An 18,541-nucleotide genomic window follows, 5' to 3' on the forward strand; every position below is an offset into this window, starting at 1 on the left:
CGGGCACCGCGACCAGCGCGGGCCCGGCCGCGGGCGCGGCGGGCGCGGCGGTCGCCGCGGCGACGCCGGCCGGCTGCCGGACCTCAAGGCCGTTCGGGGTGGTCACCGCGCCCTTGGCGGCGGGGCGCTGCGCGGGGACGCGGCGGTCGTCGGGCTGCTCGACGATGAGTTCGCTCGGGATGACGACGACCGCGGTGGTGCCGCCGTACGCGGAGCGCTTCAGCATCACCTGCAGGCCGTACCGCTCGGCGAGCTTGCTGACCACGAACAGGCCGAGCTGCACGGAGCTCTGCAGGTTGAAGTCGGGCGGGTCGGCGATCCGCTGGTTGATCTCGGTGAGCTTCTCGTCGGTCATGCCGAGCCCGCGGTCCTCGATGTCGATCGCGAAGCCGTTGCCGACGAGGTGGCCGCCGACCTGCACGACGGTGTCCGGCGGGGAGAACGACACCGCGTTCTCGATCAGCTCCGCCAGCAGGTGGGTGACGTCGCCGACGGCGCGCCCGGCGAGCCCGATCGGGCCGAACGGCAGGACGGTGACGCGGGTGTAGTCCTCGACCTCGCCGACGGCGGCGCGGACGACGTCCACCATCGGCACCGGGTTGCGCCAGCCGCGGGCGGGGAGGGCGCCGGAGAGGACGATGAGGTTCTCGGCGTTGCGCCGCATCCGGGTCGCGAGGTGGTCGAGCCGGAACAGCTCCTCGAGTTCCTTGGTCTCGATGTCGCGGCGCCGCTCCATCGTGTCGAGCATGGTGAGCTGCCGGTGGACGAGCGTCTGGGTGCGGCGGGCGAGGCTCAGCAGGACGTCGCGGATGCCGCGGCGCAGCTCGGCCTGCTCGACGGCGGTGCGGATCGCGGTCTCCTGGACGACGTTGAACGCGCGGCCCACCTGGCCGATCTCATCGCTGCCGAACTGCAGCGGCGGGGCCTCGGCGGCGACGTCGACCTTCTCGCCGTGCCCGAGGCGTTCGACGACGCCGGGGAGCCGCTGCTCGGCCAGCTCGAGCGCCGCGTTGCGCAGCCGTTCGAGCTGCCGGACGAGCGCCCGGGCCGTGGTGATCGACACGATGATCGACGCGATGACCGCGAGGAGGCCGAGACCGCCGGCCAGGGCCAGCCGCAGGACGACGCCGGCGGCGATCGGGGTGGCGCGGTCGACGAGCCGGTCGCCGGCGTCCTGGATCGTCTGCCGCATGGTCGCCAGGGCCGGCTGGGCGGCGGCCTGCCATTCCTGGGCGCCGATCCGCGGGCGGTAGCCCTTGCGGGGGCCCATCAGCAGGGCGTCCTCCTGGCCGCGGACGGCGCGCAGGTGCGGGTTGGCGCGCATCTCCCGCCACGCCTGCGCGTCGGACGTCTCCAGGTCGACCAGCGCGCGTTCGAAGTTCAGCCGGCGGGCGCCGATGATCTGCGCGATCTCGGCCTGGTCGGCGGGCCCGACCTGCCCGGAGGCCAGGACGCCGGCGATGGTCGCGTCCTCCTTGGAGAGCAGCTCCCAGGTCCGGTTGGTGAGGATCTGCCCGCGCAGGTCCTGGGTGAACTCGTGGTCGTCGAGGGAGGTGGTCGCCTCGTACATGTGGAAGATCGACTCGATGACGTCCGAGTAGGCGTCGATGGCCTCGCCGCGGTTCACGGCGCCGGCGTCGACGGCCCGGCGGTCCCGGTCGAGTTCGCGCAGGAGCTCGACCATGGTGTCGAGGCGTTCGTCCATCTCGTCGGTGCCGGCGCGGCGGACGCTGCCGCTGAGCGCCTTCTCGATGACGACGGCGCGTTCCTTGTCGGTGCGGGCGCGCTGAGCCTTGAGCTCGGCCGGCTGCAGCCGGCCGGAGGCGAGCATCGTCACCGTCATGCGGCGCTCCGCCTGCAACTCGACCAGCAGCGGGTCGCTGGGGCCCACCACGCTGTCCAGCGTGTTGACGAACAGCAGGTTGACGCCGTCGCGCACGGTCACCCAGGCGGCGAAGACCCAGAGTGCCGACAGCGACACCAGCAGAGCCGCAATCTTGGTCCGCAGACGTGAGTTGCGGAAACGCATTACGATCGCCCCAACAATTGTCAAGGTGCCTGCAATGCGAGGGGGAGTCGATCTCGGCTGCAAGACACGTGGTGGCGGTGTGCGAGGAACGCCGTCCGAACGGTCGGCGCACCGGCTGAACCTTACCAACGCCACCAAAACCGCTCAAGGTGAATCGTTTACCTCATGAGCGGTACAGAACCGCCGGGGAATCGTGTGGTGCAATTCACCCGGCGCTTGCGGCGCGTCCATCTCCGGCGAGGTGAAGCGCACCCACTACGGCGGCGCGGACGATCGTTATGGGGTTATAGAGATCCTTATCATGCCACAGAGTCGGCAGCCCGGAGGGGGCCTCCGCGAACCCGTCCCCGGTTTCGTTCCACCACGCCCCGGTCGCCGTGCGCAGGTACGCCGCACCGCGCGCCACCGCGCCGGCGACACCGCCCGCGCCGCCCGGCGCGTCCTGGAGGGTCCCGGCGCCGTCCGTCCGGACGAGCGCCAGGATCTGGAGCGCGTAGGCGGTCTCCTCCGCGGACCCGCCCCAGCGGCCCCACGAACCGTCGGGACGCTGCGCGCCGATCGTCCAGCGAACGGCCCGCGCCACCGCGCCGGACGATTCCGGCCCGCCGAACGCGTCCAGGGCCATCGCCGTGCAGGCGGTGGCATATAGCGGGGAGGCGTGCCAGCGGTCCTCCCACCGGCCGTCCGCGAACTGCTGTTCCACCAGCCAGGACGCCACTTTTCGGATCGTCGCCGAGTAACGTCCGGACGGGTCGGAACCGGTGCTCGCCCGGTACTGCCCAAATGCTTCCAGCACGTGGGCATTCGTCGTGACGGAACGGCCATTCTCGCCCGGCCAACTGGAGAAATGCGTCTCGGTCTCGTACTCCCAGAGCAGATCCGGCGGGTGCGGCGCGCCGAGCACGGCCAGCGCGTACAGGACGCCCGAACTGCTGTCCGCGTCCGGGGGCAGGCCCGTCCCGCCCGGCGCGCCGTGCTCGCCGAGCGACGCGCGCAGCTCCGCCAGCAGGCCCGCCGGCGCCTCCGGGGCGAGCCCCGCCCGCGCCAGCCAGCCCAGCACCCAGCCGCGCTCGAAGTTGGTCACCGGAACGGCCACCTGGACCGGGCCGTCATGCTCCGCGACCGCCGCCTCCAGGTAGCGCCGGACGGCCCCTTCCTCGCCCGTCGTGCCCGGTTCGTCCGGACCGAGCCAGGCCGCGGTCGCCGCCGCCGACGCGCCCACCATGGCGAACGGCGGCGCGCCGGCCCCGTCCGCGAGGTTCGCCGCGCCCGGCCCGTCCAGCGGCTCGGGCACCACCGAGCGGGCCCGCCGGGCCGCCGGGCCGGCGATCTCCAGCGCGTGCAGCAGCTTCGTCGGGACGTTCCCGCCGTCCACCAGATGGGATCGGAGCGCGGCGAGGAACGCGCCGTCCATCCCGGCGGGCGGCGCCAGCCTGCGGCCCGCCCAGCGCGCGAGGCCCGGGGGGACGTCCGGCGGCAGCCGGTCGAGATGGCCGTTGATCGACTCGATGAGCGCCGGAGTGATGTGCTCGACGGCCGGCATGTCGGGAACGTCCCGCAGCCCGCCGTCCAGGACGGACGCCAGCGCGTCCAGCGCGCGCCCGGCCGCGCGCGCCGTCTCCGCACGGCCGACGCCGTCCGGCCACGGGCGGCCGCCGCACAGCGCCGAGAGCAGGGCCTCGGCCGCGCTCAGGGTGGGGACCAGCGCGTAGCCCGGATGAGGAGGCCCCCAGCCGCCGTCGGCGCGCTGCCCCGCCAGCAGGAAGCGCAGCCGTTTCGCGTGCCCGGTCAGCCACGGAGCCAGCGCCACGAGCCGTCCGGTCTCGTAGACCGACGCCGACGATCGTCCCCACGGCCGGGCGACCAGGTCCGCGACCAGTTCGTCGGCCGCCCTGCCCAGCCGGCCCGCCGCCCTCCGCCGCCCGCCGGTCGCGGCGGACGCACCGGTGCGCCGCGACCCGATCTCCTCGATGGTCACAGCGATCCCCAGTAGTCGCTCATCTCGTAGAAGCCGGTGCTGAACCCGATCTGCCGTTCGAGATAGGCGACCGCCTCCGGGCAGTCGGCGCGCAGCGGCCTGGTCAGCTCCCGGCAGCGGTCGACGAGCTCGCCGATCCGTGCGGTGATCCGGTCGCGGTCGGCGCCGAGCATCTGCGCGTTCAGGTCGCCCCACGTCACGTCCCGCTCGTACGTGGCGAGGTCGTTGAGCAGCCGGAGGATCTTCTGCACCTCCCGGCTCACGACCTGCAGCTCGCCGATGTGCCGGAGGACACCCCGGTCCGCATGGACCGTCCAGTGCGAGATGTTGACCCAGGCGGACCCGTAGTTGTCGGCGTTGTCGAGGTACTCCTCGAACGTCGGCCCGGACGGGGCGCCGCCGGACGAGCGGGCGGCCTTCCACGCCCACTCGCGGGCCCCGCAGTCCAGCAGCCGGCCGAGCTGCGCCAGCCAGTCGCCGCGCAGCCGCTCGAACGCGGGCGCCGCCGCGACCTCGTCCCGGATCTCGGCGAGGAACCGGGTGAGCCCGTCGCCGGGCACCGGGTCGCCGCCCGCGGCGACGGCGAGGCAGCGCCGGTTGACGTCCTCGACCTCCGCGCGCGACGTCGCGACATGGTCCACCAGCCAGTCCAGGCCGAAGATCCACAGCGAGGTGCGCGCCGCGATCTGCAGCCCGTCCGCCGCCAGCCACGGCGAACCGAACGCGTTCGCGCAGGCGACGGCATTGAACAGCGTCTCGTCGATCGGCTTGGCGTCGAACAGGTCGGGGTGCTCGTCGGCGCACCGGGCGAGGTCCCGGGCGCACTTCACGGCCTGCGCCATGACGGTCCCGCTCGTCCGGGCGTCCCGCATCCCGTCTGCGGCGGCGAAGTCCCGGAACGATGCCGGGGCGGTCACGAGTCCCGTCCGACGGGGGTCAGGTTCATCTCGATCGGCTGCCGCGGCCGCAGCGTCGCGCCGATCCGCGGCATCGCGGGCACCGCCTCCGACAGCCGCGGCCGGAACCGGCTGAGCAGCGCCGCGAGGATCATCCGCGCCTCGACGTTGAACACGTGCCGTCCGATGCACTGGTGCGGGCCGCCGCCGAACGGGAAGTACGCGTACCGGTGGTGCTTGCGCGCGTTCTCCGGGGTGAACCGGTCCGGGTCGAACTCCAGCGGACGGTCCCAGACCGACGCCAGGCGGTGGGTGAGGAACGGGCTGATGAGCACGGCGTCGCCGGGCTTGATGTCGACCCCGCCCAGGTTCGTCGGCCTGGTCGCCATCCGCGGGAACATCCAGCCGACCGGGTAGAGGCGGAGCAGCTCCTGGACCACCTGGGCGACGTACGGCAGGTCGCTCAGGTGCTCGGGACGCACGCGCTCCCCGCCGACGACCTCGTCGATCTCCCGGAAGAGTCGTTCCTCGACCTCCGGGTGGTCGTGCAGCAGCGGCCACAGCCAGGTGAGCGCGAGCGTCGTCGTCTCGGTGCTCGTCGCGAACATCGCGAGCAGGTTGTTGCGCACCCACTCGTCGTCCAGCCCGCTGCCCTCGGCCATGCGGGCCTCGCAGAGCGCGGTGAAGATGTCGCTGCCCTCGCCCGGATCGTCCCGGTAGCGGTCGACGAGCTCGTACAGGGTGTCGTCCATGATCTGGACGGCCGTCTTGAACTTCTTGTCGCCGGGCATCGGGATGGCCCGGGGAACGAACGGCAGCAGGAAGCGGAACGTGATGGACGTCGCCACCTGGTCGAACGTCGGGATCATCAGGTTCGCCTCGCGCGGCGAGATCTTGTCGCCGAACAGGACCTTGATCACGGTCTCGTTGACGATCCGCCCCATCTCGGGCATCACGTCGATCGGCCGCCCCTCCCGGGCCGGCTCGTGGAGCTTGTCCACCGCGTCGTTGATCGCCTCGGCCATCAACCCCGTCAGCCGGTTGACGTTCCGGGTGGTGAACACCGGCTGGAGGACGCGCTTGCTGTGCTCCCATTCGGCGCCCTCGGCGAGGATGCTGTCGCCCATCAGGTCGCGGAGCGGCCGCCAGAAGACCCCGTCGCGCTGGAAGTTCTCCGACTCGCGGCGGAGCACCTGCTGCACGTGGTCGGGGTGGGTCGCCAGGTAGGGGCGGGAGGCGCCGAGGTCGAGCCGCACGAGGCGGCCGTCCCCCTCCGCGCCGATCTTCTCCAGCTGTTCCAGCGGGTCACGGACGAACCCGGAGAGCGTGCGATGAAGCGGGAAGGTCACGGCTTTCCGGGCGGGAACGGCACCAACGTCTACGGCCACTTCCGACTGCTCCTCGGTCCGGAGTCGAGCTCGTCGGAGCGGCGGGCGGTCACCGCTCGACGAGCCGGTTTCGCGCTAGTTGGGCGTTTAAAGAAGCTTGGGGTGATTTGTAGCTTTCGCTGGGAGTATCACATGATCAATTAACGCCTTCAAGGGGCGAGGAGGCAGAAATTTCAATCACGACAGCGTGACCTTTATCACTGACTGGGAAGCTTGTCTCAACGCCCGAGACGAGTCGGCCGCAACGGCGCAGGTCACGCGTGGGCGAACGGCGGCCTTTACCGTCCGCCATCACGCCAATACGTCTCGCGAACGGAGCAAAACGGACAAATTGCCCATCACTGGAAAGGTGAGGGCCCGGTCAATTCTCTGGAAAACGCCGGAGTCTGGTAAAGCGGCGACCGGGTCAGCCGGCGGGCAGCAGCGGCGGCCACGTGAGCCGGCTCGTCACCCGGAACGCCCCGGAGAACGCCCGGTCCCCGCACCGCACCCGCACCGTGTGCGTACCGGACTCGACGCCCTCCCGCACGACCGCCGACCCGACGCCCTCGTCCAGCCGCACGCTCGCGAACGCCGGGGACGACACCGTCCCCGCCCGGCACCCGGGCACCGACACCCGCACCTCGTCGCCCTGCCGCGCCATCCCGGGATCCACCGTCACGCCACCGTGCCCACCGGTCGTGGCCTCGCCCGCGGCGGGCACCGCCAGCCCCGCGGCGATGAGGGCGGCCCCCAACACAGTGACGCTGAGCACGCGCAACGGAACTCCTCGGATCGGGATGTGACGCCCGGCACTTTAGCCGCTCCCGCGCATCCGCTCCACAGGGTCCGCCGACGCCCCGCCCGAAGAGCTAACCTGAAGGCATGTTCGGCCTAGCCAAGACCCAGATGGTCTCCCCGGAGAAGGCGCTGCCCGGCCGGGACGAACCCATCCCGGTGCCGCCGCGCCACGACGTCCTGGACGCCCCCCTCGCCCCGCCCTACCCGGATGGCGTGGAGATCGCCGAGTTCGCCCTCGGCTGCTTCTGGGGCGCCGAACGCAAGTTCTGGCAGACCCCCGGCGTCGTCTCGACCGCCGCCGGCTACGAGGGCGGCTACACGCCCAACCCCACCTACGAAGAGGTCTGCAGCGGCCTCACCGGCCACACCGAGACCGTCCGCGTCGTCTACGACCCGTCCCGGGTCACCTTCACCGACCTCCTGCGCGTCTTCTGGGAAGCCCACGACCCCACCCAGGGCATGCGCCAGGGCAACGACGTCGGCACCCAGTACCGCTCCGCGATCTTCTATCGCGACGACGCCCAGCGCGAGGCCGCCGAATCCTCCCGCGACGCCTACCAGGCCGTCCTCACACCCGCCGGCCACGGCCCGATCACCACCGAGATCACCCCCGCGACCGACTTCTACTTCGCCGAGGACTACCACCAGCAGTACCTCCACAAGAACCCGGGCGGCTACTGCGGCATCGCCGGCACCGGCCTCTCCTGCCCCGTGGGCGTGGCCCCGGTCGAGTAGCGATGGCCGCCCTCGGTTTGCTACTTGAGGTAGTAATCTGAGGGCATGGCTGCGGAGGAGAAGGAGTTCGGGCTGGGCGAAGGCCCGGCCGTGAAGGCGAGCGTCTCGCTGAGAGCCGGAAACATCCGCGCTGTCCGTGAACGGGTGGGGCGCCGTGGTTTCTCTGCCTACGTCGACGCCGCCGTCGAGCGCCAGATTGAGCGGGATCTGCTCGAAGAGGCGCTGCAGGCCAATGAGAACGCTTCCGGGCCGATCCCGCAGGTGCTGCGAGACGAAGCCGCAGATCTCTTCCGAGCGGTCAAAACGGCGCCCGAGTTGCAGGAGGGGGCTGGGTGGGCCGGTCACGAAGCAGGCTGAGCGCGGGCACGCTCGTGCTCGACTGCGAAGGACTGGCCAAGTGGTGCCAGGCCGACCAACGCGTCACGGCCCTGGTCCGCGAAGCACAGGACAACGACTTCCGTGTAGTGACCAGTGCTCTCACCCCGATCGAAGCCCAGGACGTTCGGACCAAGCCGGACAGGCTTCGCTGGTATCTGTCCAGGCTCCGCATCGAACCGGTCACCGAAGAGATCAGTATTGCGGCCGTCGACCTGCTTCATGCCCACCGGCTTAACGGCCACAAGTACGCGATCGACGCGGTCGTCGCCTCCACGGCGCTCCAGGCTCCGAGGCCCGTGGTCCTTCTGACGTCCGATGAGGACGACATGACGATCCTCTGCGGGAAGTCCATCAAGGTAGTCGCTGTGTGACTTCGCCGGCCCTGACCGCCCGGTTGGCGTCCTTCGGCTTGGCGGGTTGCTTCGGCTGCGTGGTCGGCGCGGGCCTGGCGTAGCTGTGTGGAGAAGCACGTCCAGATCATGCGGCGGGCGTGCCCGGGATCCTGCAACGAGTCGATCTGTGACGCGTGTGGGACGGATGCGGCTGCGCCGAGACGAGCTGGTCAGCGGTGGTAAGGGTCGGTCAGTGACACGGGGGTCCTCGCCGCCGTGAGGGCCGGCTCGGGAAAGCGGGGGCCCGCGGTGTACGAGCGCGCCCGAGTGCGGCCGACGGATTCGAGAATGCCCGAGCTCGTCAGTTCGCGCAGGCCGCGCTGCGCTTGCTGCACGCTCAAACCTTCGGCGTGCTCGTACCGCAGACGCCGGACGCTCCCGGTCATCGCGACTTCGTGAAGAGCCGCCACCAGACGCTCGTCCAACCCCTCCCGGGCGGCGAAGTCCGTGAGGAGTTCCAGCACCCTGCGAGTTCGGTCCAGCCTGTTCCGGACCGTCTGCGCCTGCTGGTGATAGGCGGTCAGGTTGAACCTGATCCAACTGGAGACGTCCTGGTCAGGCCGGTAGTGCGAGCCTCGGGCATTGAGTTCCCGGTAGTACTCCCAGGTGTTCCCCGGACGTCCGAGCCATGCCTCGATCGACGAGAACTCTGGTGCGAGCACGCCTTCGCGGGCGATCAGGAGGGTCTGGAGGGAACGTGACATCCGGCCGTTCCCGTCGCTCCACGGGTGGATCGAGATGAGGTGGAGATGCGCCATCGCCGCTCTGATCAGCGGATGCGCGTCGTCGCCGTTCGACAGCCAGTCCACCAATTCGTTCATCAACCCCGGGACGTCTTCGGCGTCGGGCGCCGTGTACGCCGCGACGCTCGGATCTCTGGGATCGGTGACGTACACCGGGCCCCGACGCCACTGGCCGGCGGGTTTGGAGGCTGTGTGACGGTGCCCTTGAAGCATCCAGTGGAGCGCGTTCAGCAAGCCCTTGCTGTAGGCGAAGTCAGCGGCATTATGGAGCGTCTGGATGTAGGCCATCATGTGCTGGTAGGCGAGGGTTTCGTCGCGGTCGTCTTCTGACAATTCGACGTCACGTTCGCCCTCCATCAGGTCTACGACGTCGACTGTGGACACCTTGAACCCTTCGATGGAGTTCGAGGCCGCCACCGCGTCTGCCGTGAGGTACTTGCGAAGGCCCTCCGTCCACTTCGTGGGCACCCGGCGTATCTGGTGGCGCAACTCCGTTCGCATCTGCTCGATCTGCTCCAGGACCAAGCGATCGAGGTCGTTGAGCCGGGGCGTGGGGAAGAGCATGCCGCAATGATAGAGTGACGCAATCACCGCGTCAAACTGTCGGAGGGTGGAGTCGCGCTGGTTCGTTGGCCTCTGTCACGGTTCTGGGATGGGGAGTGTGTCGAGCCATTGGGTCAGGCGGGTGCCTTCGCGGGTCATGATGTCGGGATCGCGGAGGGCGTTGGCCAGGACGGACATGCCCTGGTAGCCGGCTACGAGGGTGATCGCGAGGCCCTGCGGGTCGGGTAGGCCGAGTTCGCGGAACTGGTGCTCGACCCAGGCAAGGAGGACGCGCATGACCTTCGCCGCTTCGAGGTCGAGTCCGCCTTCGGGGCGCTTGTCGAGTTCGGTGGCCAGGGTGCCGGTGGGGCAGCCGTAGCGGGCCGCGACGTCGCGCCGGCCGACCCAGGCGTCGATCAGGCCCTTCAGGCGGTCCAGGGGGTCGGGCAGGTCGTCGAGGCGGTTCGTGAGGCGGGTCAGGTTCGCGGTGTGCTCGTGCAGGGCGGCCTGGACGAGGTCGTCCTTGGTCTTGAAGTAGTAGTACACGTTGCCGGGCGGGACGTCGGCGGCCTTCGCGATGTCGGCGATGGTGGTGCGCTCGACGCCCTGTTCGTGCAGGACGCGCGCGGCGGCGGCCGTCAGCCGGCGGCGCTTGTCGCTTGCCCGGGAGCCGGTTGAGTCAGTCACCCCACTGACTTTAGTCGGGGAGGCGTGCTACGGTTTTGAGTTAGTTAGCTGACTTACTTAAGGAGATCGGCATGATCGTGGTGACCGGAGCGACCGGGACCGTCGGCCGGACCGTGGTGCGCCTGCTGACCGGGGCGGGCGAGAAGGTGACCGCAGTGTCGCGGCACATCGGTGACGCGCCCGCCGGGGCCGTGGCGGTGCGGGCCGACCTCGCCGACGCCGAGAGCCTGCGCCCCGCGCTGGACGGTGCCGAGGCACTGTTCCTCTGCCCGGCCGGCGATCTGCTGGCCGGCGCCGGCAGCCCGAAGGGACTCGTCGGGACGATCGAGGCGGCGGGCGTGCGGCGCGTGGTGCTGCTGTCCTCGCAGGCGTCCGTGACCAGGCCGCGGGCGCTCTCGCACGCCCGGCTGCGCGAGTTCGAGCACGCCGTCCGCGACTCCGGGCTGCGCTGGACGATCCTGCGGCCGGGAGGGTTCGCGTCCAACACCTATGCCCACATCGCGAGCGTCCGTGCCGACCGGACGGTCGCGGCCCCGTTCGGCGACGTGGGGCTCCCGCTCGTCGACCCCGCCGACATCGCCGAGGTCGCGGTCGCCGCGCTGCAGGACGAGCGGCACGACGGGCGCACGTACGTCCTGACCGGCCCGGCGGCGGTCACTCCGCGGGAGCAGGCGGCGGCGATCGGCTCCGCGATCGGCGTCGGGCTCGGCTTCACGGAGCTCACCCGCGAGCAGGCGATGGCGCGGCTGTCGCAGGTCATGCCGGAGCCCGTCGCGGACGGCACCCTCGACATCATGGGCGCGCCGACGGACGAGGAGCTCGCGATCAGCCCGCACGTCGAGGAAGTCCTCGGCCGCGCGCCGCGCTCCTACGCCGAGTGGGCCGTACGGAACGCCGCGGCCTTCCGCTGAGTGACAATGGCCCGGTGGGGTTCGGGGCGTACGCGCGGCTGGTGCGCGACGAGGCGGCGGATCCGCGTGTCCGGTACGCCGCGCTTCGCTGCGCCGTCGGCCGTTACCACCCCGCTGGGGTTCCACGCGACGTGGGCGTACGTCACGGCGGTCGCGCGTCCGCTGCCGGACGTCCGCCGCGACGTCCCCGCGCTGCCGCGGGCGCTCGCCGTCCTGGAGGCGAGCCGGTCGGTGCTGCCGGCGGAGGCGGCGGCGTTCGCGGCCGTCCGCCGGGTCGAGAAGGCGGGGACGCCGGACGCCGCGGCCCGCCGACCTGGAGGCCTTCGCGACGCCGCGCCGGCCCGGACGGACGGCGCCGTCCCGGTTGGGGCTCGTCGCGGCCGTGGCCGACCGGTACCGCTGGTTCCGGCGGCTCCGCTTCCCCGACGCGTCCCTGCCGACGGACGAACGGGCCCGCGACCTCGCGGACGTGCACGATCGTCTCGGTGCGGTCGCCGGCGAGTACCTCGCGCGGCTCGGTGCCCCGGACGGCGAGGTCCGGGCGTCCGTCGCCGGGGTCCTGCGGGGGATCGACGGGGTCGTGATCCCCGGCTACACGCCCCTGAACGGGTACGTGCTCCCGTGGCGGCGGTTCGCCGCGCTCCTCGTGTACGCGGTGGGCGCGGCCCACGGAACGGGCTAGTTCCCTGACGTTTCGGGGATGCCCAGGAGGCGCAGGTACATCGCGGTCAGGTGGTTCACCGTCTCGTCGTACTCGGACGGGTTCGCCGCCACGTGGTGGGCGAACTGGGTGAAGATTCCGTAGGTGGCTTCGGCGATGACGTGGGCGGGGGCCGCGGGACGGGCCCGGCCCTGGACGGTCAGCCGCTCGATGTACCGGGACGTGCGGTGCATCGGCCGTTCGCGTATCTCGCGCCAGATCGGGTGGATCCGGGCGTCGGCGAGGGCCTGGTGCTCGATGACCGTCATCAGTTCGAGGTTGTCGGTGCAGGCCCGCAGGAAGGCCGCACTGGACTCGCGGGCCAGCTCGTGCGGGTCGTCCGCGTCCACGCCGGGGAGTTCGTGGGCGGCGAGGAAGGCGTCCCGGACGCGCAGGGCGACGGCCTCGAAGACGTCGGCCTTGGACGCGAAGTAGATGTAGAACGCGGCGCGGGAGACCTCGGCCTCGCGGGTGATGTCGGCGATCGTGGTGCGGGCGTAGCCGATGCGGCCGAACACCCGGGCGGCGCAGTCGAGCAGCAGGGAGCGGGTCGCGCTGTCCCTGCCTTCGCGGGCGGTGCGGGCCGCCCAGGGTGTCTTGGCCATATCGGTCCAGGGTATTGCGGGTTTCCGTCAGGGACGGGCGCCGAACGACGGGCGGCCGGTCAGTTCGGGCAGCAGCCGGTAGGCGTCGCGGACCCAGTCGCACAGCAGGGCGCGGCTGTCGCGCGGGTCGATGAGGTCCTGGACGCCGAAGCGTTCGGCCGTCCGGAACGGCGAGGTGATCGCGGCGAGCTGCGCGCGGAGCCGTTCGAGTTCGCGTTCGGGGTCGTCGGCCTTCTCCAGGTGCGCGCGGAACGCCGCCTCGATGCCGCCCTGCACCGGGAGCGAGCCCCAGTCGCCCGACGGCCACGCCCAGCTCCGTCCGGGCCGGTGCCGGTTCACGATCCCGGCGCCGCCCACGCCGTACACGCGCCGGAGGATCAGCTCGGCCTGGGGGACCTTCGCCTGGTACACGGCGGCGATGGCGCGCGCGCCGTGCCGGATGGTCGCACGCCGTTCGGCGGACGACCCGATCGTCATCCCGGCCTGGTCGGTGAGGCTGACGATGGGCAGGTGGAACGTCTCGCACAGGTCCACCAGGCGGGTGACGGCCTGCGCGCCCTCGACCGACATGGTGGCGCCCTTGAACGGGTCGGCGGCGATCACGCCGACGGGGTGGCCGTCCAGGCGGGCCAGGGCGGTGACCGTCGCGCCGCCGTACTCGGCGTACCGGAACACCGAGCCCGCGTCGAACACGGCGTCCAGGATGGGGCCGATGCGGTAGGGCGCGCGCGGGTTGCGCGGGACGGCCGTCAGCAGGTCGTCGGCGCGGCGGTCGGCCGGGTCGGTGCCGGGGGAGACGGGCGGGAGTTCGAAGACGCTGCCCGGCAGGTACGACAGGAACCGGCGGACGACGTCGAAGGCGGCCTCTTCGGTGTGAACGAAGCGCTCGATGGCGCCGTTCTCCCGATGGACCCCGGCGCCGCCGAGCTCCTCCTTCGTGAGGTCCTCGCCGGTGCCGCCGCGCACGACGGGCGGCCCGGCCGTGAAGAGCTGCCCGATTCCCTCCACCATGACCGACAGGTGCGACATGACGAGCCGGGCGGCGCCGAGCCCCACGGTCGGCCCCAGGCACGCGGCGACCACCGGGACCAGCGACATGTTGTCCACGACCGCGTCCCACGCCGGATTCACCGGGACGTACGTGAAGCCCGCCTCCGCCGCCATCTTGACGCTGCCGCCGCCGCTCGCGCCGTCCAGCAGCCGGACGACCGGCAGCCGCATCTCCCGCGCGTACTCCTCGGCGTACACCTGCTTGGCGTGGATCGCCGCGTCCCCGGACCCGCCCCGGACGGTGAAGTCGTCCGCGCCGAGCACGACCTTGCGGCCGTCGATCCGGGCGGTCCCGGCCACGAAGTTCGCGGGCAGCAGCGAGGTGGGCCGTCCGTCCGCGTCGTGCTCGGCGAACCCGGTCAGCGAGCCGATCTCGGTGAAGCTCCCGGGGTCGGCGAGGAGGTCGATGCGCTCCCGGACGGTCAGCCGTCCCGACGCGTGCTGCCGCGCCACCTTCTCGGGCCCGCCCATCCGGCGGGCGAGCTCCCGGCGGCGGCGGATCTCCTCCACCTCGGCCGCCCAGCCGTCGTCCGCCGCCTCCCGCTCGTCCGCCGCGCCCGCCACGTCGGCCGGTTCGACGAAGAACAGCGGCGCGCCCTCGTCGACGAGGTCCCCCTTCGCCGCGACGACCTTCCGGACGATCCCGCCCGAATCCGCCCGGACGACGTGCTCCATCTTCATGGCCTCCAGGACCATGAGCCGGGCGCCCGGCGCGACCCGATCGCCCTCGGACGCCTCCAGGCCGACGACCGTGCCCTGCATGGGCGCGACGACCGCGTCCGTCCCGTCCGGGGCCGCGGTGGACGGAACGGTCTGCTGTTCGTCCGCGACGGGTTCGAAGTAGAGGCGCCGGTGGTCGTCCCGGAGAAGCTCGGCGATGTGGTCGGCGACGAACGTGGTGGTCCAGTTCCCCTTAGCGACGTCCGGGTGCCGCAGGAGGCTTTGCAGTAGGGGAACGTTGGTCGACACCCCTTCCACATGGAATTCGCCCAACGCCCCGTAGGCCCGAGCCAGGGCGGCGCCGAACGTGTTCCCACGTGCGATGACCTTCGCGATGAGCGAGTCGTACCGGGGGCTCGTCCGGTACCCGGGATACCCGTACGTGTCGACCCGCACCCCCGGTCCGGTCGGCGGGACGAACGCGCGCAGCGTCCCCGCGCTCGGACGCGGCGCCCCCTCGGCGTCGAGCGTCTCCAGGTTGACGCGGACCTGCACGGCGAAGCCGTCCGGCTCGGGCGTCCGGTCGAGGCCGACCTCCGGCAGGGACGCGCCGTCCGCGAGCCGGATCTGCACCTGCACCAGATCGACGCCCGTGACCTCTTCCGTCACCGTGTGCTCGACCTGGAGGCGCGGGTTGGCCTCGATGAACCAGAACCCGTCACCCTGCACGAGGAACTCGAACGTCCCGAGGCCCTCGTAGCGGACGTGCGCCGACATCCGGACGGCCGCGTCGAGGAGCCGTTCGCGCAGGTCCGCGTCCAGCCCGGGGCTAGGGGCGACCTCCACGAGCTTCTGGTGCCGGCGCTGCACGGTGCAGTCCCGGTCCCACAGATGCCGGACCGTCCCGGACCCGTCCCCCGCCACCTGCACCTCGACGTGCCGAGCCGCCGCGAGCAGCCGCTCCACGTACAGGTCGCCGTTCCCGAACGCCTGCAGGGCCTCCGAACGGCACCGCTCGTACGACTCGTCCAGCCCGTCCGGGCTCGTGACGGCCCGCATCCCGCGTCCGCCGCCGCCCGCGAGGGCCTTGAGCATCACGGGACCGTGCTCCGCCGCGAACGCCCGCGCCTCGGCGAGCGTCGTCGCGGCCCGCGTCCCCGGAATCACCGGCACGCCGAGCTCCGCCGCGAGCGCCCGAGCCCGCGCCTTGTCGCCGAACAGCTCCAGCACTTCCGGGCGCGGACCGATGAACGTCAGCCCCGCCTCCGCGCACCTGCGGGCGAACCCCGCGTTCTCGCTCAGGAACCCGTATCCCGGATGGACGGCGTCGCACCCGTTCGCCCGCGCGGCCTCGACGAGCCGTCCGGCGTCCAGGTAGGCGGCGACGCCCTCGCCGGGAAGCTCGTGCGCCGCATCGGCGATCCGCGTGTGCAGGGACCGCGCGTCGTCCCGGGCGTGCACGGCGACGGACCGTACCCCGAGCTGCGCGGCTGCGCGGGCGATCCGGACGGCGATCTCTCCTCGATTGGCCACCAAGATGCCCCGCATACCGACCCTCACCTGGCTGTTGACACTGATGTCAACGCCATCATGCGGACCTTGCGACCGTTTGGCAAGTATGCGCCGATACGTTCCGCGCGCTCTGCGGCACGGCCGTCCCGGCGGGGCGGGCCTGGGCGGACGGGGTCCCGGGTGGGCGCTCGGCCCGCCGCGCGATTACGGTTGCTTGGCGTGACGGATCGCCGAACTCAGCTGCTGGCCGCCGCATGCCGGGTGATCGCGCGCCGCGGGGTGCGCGGACTGCGGGTCGACGAGGTCGCCGCGCAGGCCGGGGTGTCGACGGCGCTGATCTACCACCACTTCCGGAACCGCACCGGCCTGGTGACGAGCACCATGCACTACATCACCGACCGGCTCGCGCGGGAGGCGGAGCGGGCGGACGGGCCGACCGGCGAGGACGGGGAGGACGGCGCGGACGGCAGGCGGCGGCTCGTCCGCCGGATGATCGCCGAGTTCGCCGACGACGCGCAGACCCGCGAGAACTCGGTGGTCTGGGGCGAGGTGCGCGGCGCGGCGCTGTTCGACGAGGAACTGCGGCCGATCGTCAACGAGGCGTCCGAGCACTGGATCGGGCAGCTGGCCGAGCTCATCGCGGCCGGGCGGCGCGACGGGAGCATCACGGGCGCGGCCGAGCCCCGGTCGGTCGCGGTGCGGCTCATCGCGATGGTCGAGGGGCTCAGCAACTTCTGGCTGGCCGGGGCGCTGACCACCGAGGAGGCTCGGGCGCACATCGTCGCCACGGTGCGCGCCGAGCTTCCGGAGTGATTCCGGGCCGCCGCGGGCGGCCGATCCGGTGATCGCCGCGCGCTGAGCGCCGGCCGTCCCGCAGTGGCCGGCCGCAGCGGAAACGGGACGAACTGGGAAGATCTTGGGCTCCGAGTATTGACTGAAAATTCAGTCAGCCCCCACACTGTCGTCTACCTCACAGAACCCCCGGCGTTCCGAGAAGGCGAGTGTGCCCATGTCCAAACCCCCTGCCGGCGCAGGCGACCCGGACCGCTTCGGCCGGGTCGAACAGGCCGGCGTCGAGTACATCCCCGAGGACCGGCGCAACTCGGGACCGCTCAACGTGTTCACGGTCTTCTTCAGCGGGACCCTCGCCTTCGGCGTCATCGTGTTCGGCTGGCTGCCGATCACCTACGGCCTGAGCTTCCCCGCGGCCGTCACCGCCAGCCTCGCCGGGATCGCGCTCGGCACCCTGCTGGTGGCGCCGCTCGGGCTGCTCGGACCGCGGACCGGGACGAGCACCCCGGTGGCGAGCGGCGCGCACTTCGGCGTCACCGGACGGCTGATCGGCTCCGTGCTGACCCTGCTGTTCGCGCTCGCCTACGCCGCGATCGCGATCTGGACGTCGGGGGACGCGCTGGTCGCGGGGATCGATCGCCTGTTCGGCGTGCCGGTGGGGGACGGCACGCGCGCGATCGCGTACGGGCTGATCGCCGCCGAGATCGTCGTGGTGGCCCTCTACGGGCACGGCACCGTGGTGGGGATGCAGCGGATCGTGCTGCCGGTCGTCGGCGTCCTGCTGCTGGCCGGGATCCCCGCGTTCCTGCCGGACTTCCGGAGCGCGCCGGAGGGCACCGGGACCTACCTCCTCGGCGACTTCTGGACGACGTGGGTGTTCGCCGTCGTGATCGCGATCGGCGGGCCGCTGTCGTACGCGAGCGGCATGGGCGACTACACGCGCCGGGTCGCGCGGCGGCACGGTGATCGCCGCGTGCTGCTGGCCTGCGGCGGCGGGCTGTTCCTCGGGCTCTCGCTGACGGCGGCGTTCGGGGCGTTCACCGCGTCCGCGTTCGGCGGCTTCACCGGGTCCTACGCGGACGGCATGGTGTCGCTGGCACCCGACTGGTACGTGGTCCCGATCCTGCTGATCGCGCTGGTCGGCGGGCTCGGGCAGGGCGTGATGGCCGTCTACGCCAGCGGCCTCGACCTCGGCGCCCTGATCCCCCGCGCGCGGCGCGTGCCCAGCACCGTGCTGACCTCGGCGGCGTCGGTCGCGCTGGTGTACCTCGGCGCGGTCGTGGTGGACGCCGTGGACTCCATCACCGCGATGACCATCGTGCTCAACGTGTTCGCCGGGCCGTGGACGGTCGTGATCCTGATCGGGTTCCTGCGCACGCGGCGCCGCGGCTACGACCCCCTCGACCTGCAGGTGTTCAACGAGCGGCGGAGCGGCGGCCGCTACTGGTTCACCGGCGGCTGGAACCTGCGGGCCGTCGTGCCGTTCGCGGCCGGTTCGGTGTTCGGCCTCCTCGCCGTGGAGACCAGCCTGTTCTCCGGGCCGCTGGCGCGGCTCGCCGGAGGCGTCGACCTGTCCGTGCTCGGCTCCACGCTCATCACCGCCGTCGGCTACCTGCTCGTGTCGTGGCGGTGGCCCGAACAGCCGGCGGTCGTGGCGGCACCGGACGAACCGGCGCCGCACGGCGGGCAGGGCTCCCAGGCCGCGCGCGATCGGTGACGGGCGCGGCCGCCGCGCCTCCCGCGCGGCGGCCCGCCCGCGTTC

Annotated in this window: 16 protein-coding genes; 7 read left to right on the forward strand and 9 right to left on the reverse strand. The window is 72.0% G+C overall.

From position 1 onward, the window contains the following. From ACFQ11_RS27285 to ACFQ11_RS27305, 5 genes are all read right to left on the reverse strand, one after another. Positions 1-1,981: sensor histidine kinase (locus ACFQ11_RS27285; RefSeq protein ID WP_378303644.1), on the reverse strand; the 1,981-nt coding region annotated here is incomplete at its 3' end. Positions 1,982-2,234: 253 nt separating this feature from the next. Beyond that, on the reverse strand, positions 2,235-4,007 hold the full coding sequence (locus ACFQ11_RS27290) for a serine/threonine-protein kinase (protein ID WP_378303646.1): 1,773 nt from the start codon (positions 4,005-4,007) through the stop codon (positions 2,235-2,237). Next, positions 4,004-4,924, reverse strand: coding sequence for a terpene synthase family protein (locus tag ACFQ11_RS27295; protein ID WP_378303648.1), 921 nt, complete (start codon positions 4,922-4,924; stop codon positions 4,004-4,006). The genes ACFQ11_RS27290 and ACFQ11_RS27295 overlap by 4 nt, the downstream gene beginning before the upstream one ends. Next, complete coding sequence (locus ACFQ11_RS27300; RefSeq protein WP_378303650.1) at positions 4,921-6,252, reverse strand: cytochrome P450; 1,332 nt, start codon at positions 6,250-6,252, stop codon at positions 4,921-4,923. Before ACFQ11_RS27300 ends, ACFQ11_RS27295 begins: the two co-directional genes overlap by 4 nt. Positions 6,253-6,697: 445 nt before the next feature. Then, positions 6,698-7,045 carry a hypothetical protein gene (locus tag ACFQ11_RS27305; RefSeq protein WP_378303652.1) on the reverse strand — a complete coding sequence of 116 codons (348 nt, stop codon included), beginning with the start codon at positions 7,043-7,045 and terminating at the stop codon, positions 6,698-6,700. Between the two features lie 110 nt (positions 7,046-7,155). On the opposite strand from ACFQ11_RS27305, the gene msrA reads away from it, so the two are divergent. The 3 genes from msrA to ACFQ11_RS27320 are packed head-to-tail and all read left to right on the forward strand — an operon-like array spanning position 7,156 to position 8,555. Continuing rightward, entirely contained in the window at positions 7,156-7,806 is a 651-nt protein-coding gene (msrA, locus tag ACFQ11_RS27310) for a peptide-methionine (S)-S-oxide reductase MsrA (protein WP_378303655.1), read from the forward strand. A gap of 45 nt (positions 7,807-7,851) precedes the next feature. Next, complete coding sequence (locus tag ACFQ11_RS27315) at positions 7,852-8,163, forward strand: hypothetical protein (protein ID WP_378303657.1); 312 nt, start codon at positions 7,852-7,854, stop codon at positions 8,161-8,163. After that, on the forward strand, positions 8,139-8,555 hold the full coding sequence (locus ACFQ11_RS27320; protein WP_378303660.1) for a PIN domain-containing protein: 417 nt from the start codon (positions 8,139-8,141) through the stop codon (positions 8,553-8,555). The genes ACFQ11_RS27315 and ACFQ11_RS27320 overlap by 25 nt, the downstream gene beginning before the upstream one ends. A 191-nt stretch (positions 8,556-8,746) precedes the next feature. Here the strand turns inward: ACFQ11_RS27320 and ACFQ11_RS27325 are convergent, their stop codons facing one another. Together ACFQ11_RS27325 and ACFQ11_RS27330 are read right to left on the reverse strand one after the other, a co-directional pair. Then, positions 8,747-9,883 (reverse strand): Fic family protein, encoded by a 1,137-nt coding sequence (locus tag ACFQ11_RS27325; RefSeq protein WP_378303661.1) that lies wholly within the window; start codon positions 9,881-9,883, stop codon positions 8,747-8,749. 75 nt (positions 9,884-9,958) lie between these two features. Then, on the reverse strand, positions 9,959-10,549 hold the full coding sequence (locus ACFQ11_RS27330; protein ID WP_378303663.1) for a TetR/AcrR family transcriptional regulator: 591 nt from the start codon (positions 10,547-10,549) through the stop codon (positions 9,959-9,961). A 71-nt stretch (positions 10,550-10,620) separates the two neighbouring features. Between ACFQ11_RS27330 and ACFQ11_RS27335 the strand changes: the two genes are divergently transcribed. Together ACFQ11_RS27335 and ACFQ11_RS27340 are read left to right on the forward strand one after the other, a co-directional pair. After that, a complete protein-coding gene (locus ACFQ11_RS27335) occupies positions 10,621-11,460 on the forward strand; it encodes an SDR family oxidoreductase (RefSeq protein ID WP_378303666.1) in 840 nt (279 codons plus the stop codon). Between the two features lie 382 nt (positions 11,461-11,842). Further along, positions 11,843-12,142 (forward strand): hypothetical protein, encoded by a 300-nt coding sequence (locus tag ACFQ11_RS27340; protein WP_378303668.1) that lies wholly within the window; start codon positions 11,843-11,845, stop codon positions 12,140-12,142. On the opposite strand, the gene ACFQ11_RS27345 is transcribed toward ACFQ11_RS27340, so the two are convergent. Beyond that, positions 12,139-12,765, reverse strand: coding sequence for a TetR/AcrR family transcriptional regulator (locus ACFQ11_RS27345; protein ID WP_378303671.1), 627 nt, complete (start codon positions 12,763-12,765; stop codon positions 12,139-12,141). The two genes, ACFQ11_RS27340 and ACFQ11_RS27345, sit on opposite strands and share 4 nt — an antisense overlap. A gap of 27 nt (positions 12,766-12,792) precedes the next feature. Beyond that, the gene (locus ACFQ11_RS27350) at positions 12,793-16,023 is read right to left on the reverse strand and encodes a carboxyl transferase domain-containing protein (RefSeq protein ID WP_378303673.1); all 3,231 of its coding nucleotides are present in this window, start codon (positions 16,021-16,023) and stop codon (positions 12,793-12,795) included. A 183-nt stretch (positions 16,024-16,206) separates the two neighbouring features. Between ACFQ11_RS27350 and ACFQ11_RS27355 the strand changes: the two genes are divergently transcribed. Both ACFQ11_RS27355 and ACFQ11_RS27360 read left to right on the forward strand, forming a co-directional pair. Further along, entirely contained in the window at positions 16,207-16,800 is a 594-nt protein-coding gene (locus tag ACFQ11_RS27355; RefSeq protein ID WP_378303675.1) for a TetR/AcrR family transcriptional regulator, read from the forward strand. A 196-nt stretch (positions 16,801-16,996) separates the two neighbouring features. Continuing rightward, positions 16,997-18,496 (forward strand): purine-cytosine permease family protein, encoded by a 1,500-nt coding sequence (locus ACFQ11_RS27360; RefSeq protein WP_378303677.1) that lies wholly within the window; start codon positions 16,997-16,999, stop codon positions 18,494-18,496. Positions 18,497-18,541 lie beyond the last annotated feature (45 nt).

Origin of the sequence: Actinomadura sediminis (assembly GCF_042675525.1) — a bacterium.
Classification (GTDB): Bacteria; Actinomycetota; Actinomycetes; order Streptosporangiales; family Streptosporangiaceae; genus Spirillospora; species Spirillospora sediminis.

Excerpts from the sequence above, each read along its gene's own strand:
- msrA (WP_378303655.1), top strand. The coding sequence starts at position 7,156 with ATGTTCGGCCTAGCCAAGACCCAGATGGTCTCCCCGGAGAAGGCGCTG.
- ACFQ11_RS27315 (WP_378303657.1), top strand. The coding sequence starts at position 7,852 with ATGGCTGCGGAGGAGAAGGAGTTCGGGCTGGGCGAAGGCCCGGCCGTG.
- ACFQ11_RS27325 (WP_378303661.1), bottom strand. The coding sequence starts at position 9,883 with ATGCTCTTCCCCACGCCCCGGCTCAACGACCTCGATCGCTTGGTCCTG.
- ACFQ11_RS27335 (WP_378303666.1), top strand. The coding sequence starts at position 10,621 with ATGATCGTGGTGACCGGAGCGACCGGGACCGTCGGCCGGACCGTGGTG.
- ACFQ11_RS27345 (WP_378303671.1), bottom strand. The coding sequence starts at position 12,765 with ATGGCCAAGACACCCTGGGCGGCCCGCACCGCCCGCGAAGGCAGGGAC.
- ACFQ11_RS27350 (WP_378303673.1), bottom strand. The coding sequence starts at position 16,023 with ATGCGGGGCATCTTGGTGGCCAATCGAGGAGAGATCGCCGTCCGGATC.
- ACFQ11_RS27360 (WP_378303677.1), top strand. The coding sequence starts at position 16,997 with ATGTCCAAACCCCCTGCCGGCGCAGGCGACCCGGACCGCTTCGGCCGG.